The 7,813-nt window shown below is 74.5% G+C and carries 7 protein-coding genes; 1 reads left to right on the forward strand and 6 read right to left on the reverse strand.

Annotated elements, in window-relative coordinates:
• Positions 1–132 precede the first annotated feature (132 nt).
• From ACOJUF_RS24630 to ACOJUF_RS24640, 3 genes are all read right to left on the reverse strand, one after another.
• Positions 133–444 carry a DUF2516 family protein gene (locus tag ACOJUF_RS24630; RefSeq protein WP_420124443.1) on the reverse strand — a complete coding sequence of 104 codons (312 nt, stop codon included), beginning with the start codon at positions 442–444 and terminating at the stop codon, positions 133–135.
• A gap of 139 nt (positions 445–583) precedes the next feature.
• On the reverse strand, positions 584–1,696 hold the full coding sequence (locus tag ACOJUF_RS24635) for a hypothetical protein (RefSeq protein ID WP_420124444.1): 1,113 nt from the start codon (positions 1,694–1,696) through the stop codon (positions 584–586).
• Entirely contained in the window at positions 1,683–2,345 is a 663-nt protein-coding gene (locus ACOJUF_RS24640; protein WP_420124445.1) for a helix-turn-helix domain-containing protein, read from the reverse strand. Before ACOJUF_RS24640 ends, ACOJUF_RS24635 begins: the two co-directional genes overlap by 14 nt.
• Positions 2,346–2,531: 186 nt before the next feature.
• Here ACOJUF_RS24640 and ACOJUF_RS24645 point away from each other — a divergent pair, with 186 nt between their 5' ends.
• Entirely contained in the window at positions 2,532–5,174 is a 2,643-nt protein-coding gene (locus ACOJUF_RS24645; protein WP_420124446.1) for a LuxR C-terminal-related transcriptional regulator, read from the forward strand.
• 84 nt (positions 5,175–5,258) lie between these two features.
• On the opposite strand, the gene ACOJUF_RS24650 is transcribed toward ACOJUF_RS24645, so the two are convergent.
• The 3 genes from ACOJUF_RS24650 to ACOJUF_RS24660 form a co-directional block, all read right to left on the reverse strand.
• Entirely contained in the window at positions 5,259–5,894 is a 636-nt protein-coding gene (locus ACOJUF_RS24650) for a uridine kinase (RefSeq protein WP_420124447.1), read from the reverse strand.
• 243 nt (positions 5,895–6,137) lie between these two features.
• Entirely contained in the window at positions 6,138–7,124 is a 987-nt protein-coding gene (locus tag ACOJUF_RS24655; RefSeq protein ID WP_420124448.1) for a GNAT family N-acetyltransferase, read from the reverse strand.
• Between the two features lie 76 nt (positions 7,125–7,200).
• Entirely contained in the window at positions 7,201–7,599 is a 399-nt protein-coding gene (locus ACOJUF_RS24660; protein WP_420124449.1) for a VOC family protein, read from the reverse strand.
• Positions 7,600–7,813: the final 214 nt, after the last annotated feature.

A 7,813-nucleotide genomic window follows, 5' to 3' on the forward strand; every position in this document is an offset into this window, starting at 1 on the left:
ATCGACCCGAACGACGGGGCCGGAGGACCTCCGGCCCCGTCGTTCTTCATGGTCGGAGAACGTTCGGCAGGGCCGGAGGATGGGTGCGACCCGGCGGCGATCGCCGTGGGCCGCCGGGCCGGAGCCCGGTCGCTACCAGCGCCCGCCGCGCTGCACCTCGCGCAGCCGCGGCCGCACGTCGAGCAGGTAGACCAGGCTGCCGGTGAGGCCGGCCAGCCACAGCAGGCTCTGCGGGGCGAAGGCCCCGCCGAAGAAGCCGAGACCCAGGGCGACCGCGCACGCCACCGTGATGCCGGCCCAGGTGCCCTTGGTCTGCTTGTCCGCGGCGGCGAACGCGTCCGACCGGCGGCTGACCGCGTCGACCGCGGCGAAGATGCCCAGAGCGGCGCCCCCGATCGCCAAGATCAGGTTCACGACGGTCACCACCGGAACGATCAAATCCACGCCCCCAGGGTACGTGGAACCCGGTCGCGGCCGACACCGCGCGGACGAAACGATGCCGGCGGACCCCCGGCGCGGCGCGCTCCGGGGGCCGGCGGGGCGATCCGCTCCCGGCGGGCGCCGCCGCCTCCCGGGTGGCGGGTCAGGCGGCGGCCGCGCCGGCGGCATGCCCGCGGCCGGCCGTCGTCCGTGGCTTGGCCGCGGTTCGCGGCGTCGCGGACTTGGCCGCCCGGGCGGTCTCCGGGCCGGCGGTGGTGACCTTGGTGCCGGTCTTGCGGGTGGCCGGCTTGCCGGCGGCCGCCTTGCCCGGAGCCGCCTTCGCGGTGCCGGCGGGCTTGCCGGCGGTGGCCGACTTGCCGGCGGCCGTCGCCTTCTTGGTGCCCGCCTTGGCCGCGGCCGCCCGCTGCGTCGTGGTCGTCGTCGTGGCACCGGTCCGGGTGCCGGCCCGGCCGGCGGCCCGGCCGGCCGGAGCCGGCGCCGGGGTGACCCGGGTCCGTGTCCCCGCCACCTTGGTGGTCGAGGTCGGGTCGGCGGTCGCCGGCCGCGGCGCCGGCTCGCGCGCCGGGGCCGGATCGGCATCGACGACGGTGCCCGGCCGCGACGAGGCGGAGCGCACCTTGGACCAGGTCCGGTCACCCCGCTCGACCAGGCTGCCGTAGATCGAGCCGACCAGCTCGACGTACGCGTCGAGGGTGTCCCGCACCGTCTCGGGGGTCAGGTCGGGCGTGAACTCGGCCACCCGCCCGGGCAGCTGCCCGACGAGCTCGTTGGCCCGGTCGGGAATCTGCGCGGCGAGAGTCTGGATCTCGTCGGCGACGTCGGCGGCGATCTTGGCCGCCCGCTGCGGCAGGTCACCTCCGGTCACCAGCCGGCCCGTGGCGTCGGTCAGCTCGGCGAACGTCTGCTGAGCCCGGGCCGGCAGGTCACCGGCGGCCTCCTGGACCTTCTGCGCGTAGTCCTGCGCGGCCTGCTGGGCGAGCTTGAGGTACTCACCGGCGGTCTGCTGCACCTTGCCGACGTAGTCGGTGGCGGCCTGCTGGGCCTTGCTCTGCAGATCGGCGACCGTCTCGGCGTCCGGGTAGTGCGCCGGATCGGCCAGGTAGTCGGTCAGCGACTCGCGCAGGGCGACCAGCTGCTCGACGGCCATGTCCCCGGCCCCGATGGCGGCCAGCAACGGCCGGGGCAGGTCGCCGAACCGGTCGGCGAGCTGGTCGACGACGGAGTCGGACACGCTTCGGATATCAGACAGCGGCATGGTGTTCTCCTTCCGGCACCGGAGTGATGCCTATGGGTGTGGTCGGGGGGACCCGAGGGTCGGCCGGGTCGGTGTCGGTGTCGGTGACGGTGACGGTGTCGGTGTCGGTGTCGGTGTCCGTCCTGGCGGGATCGGACCCGGCGGGATCGGACCCGGCCAGCCCGGCGGCGTCGAGTACCGCGGCGTCGAGTACCGCCGCGTCGAGCACGGCCGGGTCGGTGTCGACACCCGTTCCCGCCGCGGGGACCGGCTGGGCCGCACGGGGCGTCGACCTTGATACCGGATCGACGCCGGCCTGGGCCTGGTTGCGCAACGCCGCGTAGATGTCCAGCAGCACGGCCTTCTGGCGCTCGGTCAGCACCGGGTCGGCCCGGATCGCGGTGACCACCTCGGGCGCATCGGACGGCTCGAGGATCCCCGCCTTGGCCAGCATCGTCTCGACCGAGATCGACAGGCCGTGCGCGATCTGGGCCAGGATCTCCGCGCTGGGCCGGCGCAGGCCGCGCTCGACCTGGGACAGGTACGGATTGGACACCCCGGCCTTGGCGGCCAGGGCGCGCACCGAGATCTGGGCGGCCAGGCGCTGCTCGCGGATGAATTCACCGAGATCGCGGACCGGGGTGAGCACGGGATTCAAATCGAGTTCCACAGCCCCTCCGGACGTCGGCGTTCTCTGGTCGACGTCCACGCTAGCAGCCCTGCTTGCAATTGCAAGCAGTCTGTTTGCGCAGGTGGTCAGGCTCACACGGGTCTCGGGTCGGGCGGACCGGGCGACCGGGGCGGGCGGTACGGTACTTCCGTCCGGCCGGGGTGGTCGGCCGAGGGGAGGAACGGGGTGACCGAGTCCGGGGCGCCGTCCGGGCCGCGCATCGGCCCACCGGTGACGCCCCCCGCGCGCGTGCGCCGGCCTCGCCTGGACGCGGCGTTGGACCGGACCTTCGATCGCCGGCTGACCGTCGTGACGGCCGGGCCCGGCTTCGGCAAGACCAGCGCGGTCTCCGGATGGGTCCGACGACGCCCGGTCCATCGATTCGCCTGGCTGACGCTGGACCAGGTCGACAACACCACCCAGGCGTTCTGGACCGACGTGCTCGCGGCCATCCGGGCCAGCGGTGCCGTCCCCGCCGGCAGTGCGCTCGACGAGATCCAACCGGCCACCGTCTTCGGCGCGCGCGAGTGGGATCTGGTGCTGGCGGCCCTGGCCGACCTGCGGGAGCGGCTCGTCCTGGTGCTGGACGACTTCCATCTGCTCACCGACCCGCAGGTGCTGGAGTCGGTCGCGTCGCTGCTGACGTATCTGTCGGGACAGCTGCGCCTGGTCATCACCTCGCGGGCCGACCCGCCGTTGCCCCTGCACCGCATCCGGGTCGCCGGGCATCTCACCGAGATCCGCGGCCGGGACCTGGCGTTCACCCTGGACGAGGCCGCCGACCTGTTCCGGCAGCAGGGGTTCGACCTGGAACCGGATCAGGTCGCGCAACTGCACCGGCGCACCGAGGGCTGGTCGGCCGGCCTGGGGCTGGCCGCGCTGTCGCTCGATCGCGCGGACCCGGCGGCCGGCATCGACCGGGTCACCGGCACCGACCGGGCGATCGCCGAGTACCTGATCGGCGAGGTGGTCCAGCAGGCGACCCCGTCCGACCGCGAGTTCCTGCTGAGCACGAGCGTGGTCGACCGGCTCAGCGCCGACCTGGCCGACCAGCTAACCGGACGGACCGACGGGGCTCGGGTGCTGACCCGGCTGCTGGCGGACAACGCGTTCGTCACCGGGTTGGACGACACCTGGGTGGTGTACCACCCGTTGCTGCGCGAGCTGCTGCGGCACCGGCTGGCTTCCGACCACCCCGATCTGGTCCCCGAACTGCATCGGCGCGCCGCGGCCTGGCTCGCCGCCGACGGCGAGCCGATCGAGTCGCTGCGCTACTCCATCCGGGCCGGCGACTGGGACCAGGCCGGGCTGACCCTGCTGTCCTGCGTCACGCTCATCGTCTCCGCCCAGGCGTCGACGCTGGCGGCCACCCTGCGGCCGCTGGCCGCCCGGGCGTCGACCCATCCGGGCCTGTTCCCGCTGGTCGCGGCGTGTGCGGTCCACATGGAGGGCACCGACTACGCCGCCATGCACCAGGACATCCTGGATGCCCGGCCGTTCTTGGACGATGTCCCGGCCCACCTGCGCAGCACTGCGACCGTGGTGCTGGATCTGTTCGACACCGCGTATCACCGGATGACGGGCAACGCCGACGCGTTGCTCGCACTGGCCCGGTCGACCATGCAGATGCTGGACGGCACCAGCCGCCGCGAGCTGCCGATGGCCAGGCACTTCCTCGCGATCGGCGCCACCAACCTGGCCACGGCGTTGCTGTGGACGGGTGATCTGCTCGCGGCCGGCGACGTCTTCGCCGAGTCCGAACGGCAGCTGGGCGAGGTCGGGCTGGAGATCAGCCTGCTGAACACGGCGACCCAGGAGACGGTGCTGGACGCGATGCTCGGTCGGTGCCGTCGCGTCGAGCAACGCGGGATCCGGACGCTCCGGATGATCGAGCGGCGCGGCTGGGGCTCGGAACCGCAGGCCCTGTCGATCTACCTCGGCATCGGGCTGCTGCACCTGATCCGGGGGGACGCCGCGGCCGCCGCCCCGGTGCTGGCCCATGGGCTGGCCATCAGTGGCGACCGCTCGGACCGGACGGTCCGCCTGGGGCTGATGATCGCGGCGGTGGAGCTGGCGGTCGCGCGGGTCGATCCCGATGCGGCACTGGAGGCGACGGCCCGCCTCCGCGCCGCGCTCTTCCGGACCCCCGACGCCCCCGACCATCTGCGACGGTGGGCCGCCGTCGCCTGCGCCACCACGCTCATCCTGGCCGGGCGTCCCGGGCCGGCCGCCGCCGAGCTGCGCCGCCCGGGCGACGATCGGGACTTCTGTACGGGATGGGAGCGGGTCACGCTGGCCCGCGCCCACCTGGACCGGGGCGAGGGCGCCCGGGTCGAGGCGCTCGTGCACCCGGTGATCCAGCCGGGCTGGCCGTTCCGGGAGCAGGTCGTCACGGCCCGGTTGCTGCTCGGCGCGGTGGCCGAGGGACAGCACCGGGACGGGATCGCCCTCGAACACCTGACCGCCGCGATCGAGGCGGCCCGGATCGAAGGGATCCGCCGCCCGTTCCACCAGCTGGCCCCCCGGCTCACCGGCGCCCTGCGTCGCTACCGGGTGCTCGGCGGGCCGCACGTGGACTTCGTCGCCGGGTTCGTGGACGAGCCGCCGGTGGACGCGGCGGATGCGGCCGTCCCGGCCGAACGGCTCACCGAACGGGAGCTGGTCATCGTGCGCTACCTGCCGACGATGCTCAAGGCGTCCGAGATCGCGGCCGACCTGTTCGTGTCGGTCAACACCGTCAAGGCCCACCTGCGGTCGATCTACCGCAAGCTCGACGCCACCAACCGGCGGGAGGCCGTCGAACGGGCGCGGGCGCAGGGTCTGCTCTGACCGGGCGGCTGGGTTCGGCTGCTGCGGCTGGGTTCGGCTGATGCGGCTGGGTTCTACTGATGCGGCTGGTTCTACTGATGCGGCTCAGTGCGACTCGGTGCGCCAGGCGATCGCCGGCGCCGCCGGATGGTCGTAGGTGACGGTCGCGTCCGCCCGGGCCGCCGGCCGCTCGTCGGCGACATAGCGCTCGTACGCCGGCACCCACCACTGACGGTCGGCGGGCAGCGCCCGCGCCAGCGCTGCGGGCGAGAGCCGCAGGTGGACGACGGCGTCGAGCCCGTCCGGATCGGCCAGCAGGAAGGGGCCGTCGATCAGGACGATCGTTCCTTCCCGGACGGGCCGGCGTTCGTCCCGGATCGCCCGATCGGTGGCCGGGTCGCGGAGTCTGGGCAGGTACCCACCCGGGGCCGCGGCGGCGACCGGATCGAGCAGCTCCCGGCGGAGTGCGCCGCCGTCCACCCAGCCGTACAGCAGCATGTCGGGGTCGGTGCGACCGAGTTCCAGGCGCAGTGACGCCGCCCGCCACCACCAGCGGGTCGAGGCCCGGATCACCGGCCGGCCGAGCTCGCGCAACCGCTCCCCCACCGCGTCGGCCAGCCCGTCCGCGCCGGTCTCGGCGAACCCGTCGATGCCCACCCGCGGTCGCGGCTCCGGGCGCCGGTCGATGTGGTCGGCCAGGTCGCGGGCCAGCAGGGCCGGGGTCAGCGGTCGGAAGCGCACCCGGACCAGCCTGGCACGAGCGGCCGGCCGGGCCGGGCGCAGGCCCCGCCCGGCGCGAAGACCCCACCCGCCCGGCGCGCACCCGACCCCGGCCGGAACCGGCACCGTCATCGGCGGCGCCGGGTGGACGGTGACGGTTCCCGCCGCGGGGTCAGGGTGACGGTGGGGCGTCCTGGGCGGGCCGCCCGCCGGCGCGAGGTCGGGTCCCGCGGCGAAGAGAACGTGGGCCGGGGGGCCCGGACGTCACAGGTCCCGGACGTAGAGACGTTCCCGGGAGACGACGGCGAACCCGAGCCGCTCGTACAGCCGGCCGGCGCCCGTCGGGGAATCGGCGTCGACGTCGAGCTCGGCCTCGGCGTAGCCGTCCGACCGCATCGCCGCCAACGACCGGGCGACCAGCGCCGACCCGACGCCCCGCCCACGGACCGCACGCACGGTGCCGACCCGGGAGACATAGCCGGTCCGGTGCCCGCGGGTGGCCGTGTCGGCGTCGTGCTCCGACGCCAGCGAGAACCCGACGATGCCGGTGACGTCCTCGGCCACGAACGACATCCCGGCCCGGAAGGTGATCGAGTCGGTGTACTCCGAGCGCCAGGTGTCCGGGTCCCGCGGCACCGACCCCCAGTGGTCGGCGAACGAGTCGTTGGAGGCGAGGCGGACCGCATCGTCATCGCCGGCCACGAACGGCCGGATCCGGACCCCCGGCGGATCGGGCACCGGATCCGGGGACGGGCCGCGCAGGTCGGCCCGCATCCGGAAGAAGTACCGCCGCGGCTCGAAGCCGGCCGCGACGATCGCCGCGATGGCGCCCGGGCGCCGCTCGGCGGCACCGATCCGCAGCTCCCCGGGCCTGCCGGCCGCCTGAACGTCGCGCAGCGTGCGGGCCAGCTCGAGCTGCCGGGCCAGCAGCCACCCGCCGATGCCCCGGCGGTGCACGTCAGGATGCACCCCGCCGTCGGCGTAGGCCAGCCACCCGGGTTCCCGGGCGATCACGTGCAGCAGTCCGTAGCCGACCAAGCGGCCCGACCGGAGCACCGCCACCCCGCCGCCGTCGAGGACGGCGACCGGAGAGGCGAATTCCTCGCGGATCTCGGTCTCGGTGTAGGCGTGATCGTCGGGCTCGGCCCGCTCCCACGCGGCCAGCAGATCGGTCACCGCCGGCACGTCGGCCGGCGTCAGATCCCGGGCGGTGAATCCGGACGGCAGCGCGATCGTCGACGACTTGGTCATCGGCGCACGGTAGCCGCGCGGCCGGCTCGGCTGCACCCGAGATTCCGGCCGGGCGGCCCACGGGTCCGGGTGCGGGTCAACACGGCAGGCCCCGGCAGAACGGGTGGCCGGACGGGTCGAGGTAGGCCCGGAACCCGCCGGCGGCGATGCCGGTGGGGCGGGCGCCGATGGCCAGCACCCGCGCCTCGCCCTCGTCCAGGTCGTCGACGGTCACGTCGAGGTGGGACTGCTGGGGCACCGCCGGGTCGGGCCACGTCGGCGGGACCAGATCGGGGGCCAGCTGGAACGCCAGGCCGTAGGACGATCCCGCGTCCGGCCGCAGGGTGATCCAGTCCTCGTCCTCGTCCACGACGATCCAGCCGAGCAGGGCCCCGTAGAACTCGGCCAGCCGGCGCGGCTCGGGGGTGTCCAGGACGACGAGGTCGAACCGGGCGATCGGGGTTCGTCCGGAGTCGGGGGTCGGGGCAGGTGTCATGCCCCGCATCTCAGCACAGCCCTCCGACAGCCTCGCCGCACCCGCCCGCCCGACAGCCTCCCCCCATCCGCCTCCCCGCGCGGATCATCAACGCCGGCGGTGCGCCACGAGGCGCTGCTTGTTCGAGTGGAGGTGAGAGGCCACCACCGCTGACCCTGTCGTAGCGGGGCGGTGGAGCTGAGGGCAGCCCGTTGCCGGGGTACGCCGGGAACGG

Source organism: Nakamurella sp. (assembly GCF_048594475.1).
Lineage (GTDB): Bacteria > Actinomycetota > Actinomycetes > Mycobacteriales > Nakamurellaceae > Nakamurella.

Excerpts from the sequence above, each read along its gene's own strand:
- ACOJUF_RS24635 (WP_420124444.1), bottom strand. The coding sequence starts at position 1,696 with ATGCCGCTGTCTGATATCCGAAGCGTGTCCGACTCCGTCGTCGACCAG.
- ACOJUF_RS24655 (WP_420124448.1), bottom strand. The coding sequence starts at position 7,124 with ATGACCAAGTCGTCGACGATCGCGCTGCCGTCCGGATTCACCGCCCGG.
- ACOJUF_RS24660 (WP_420124449.1), bottom strand. The coding sequence starts at position 7,599 with ATGACACCTGCCCCGACCCCCGACTCCGGACGAACCCCGATCGCCCGG.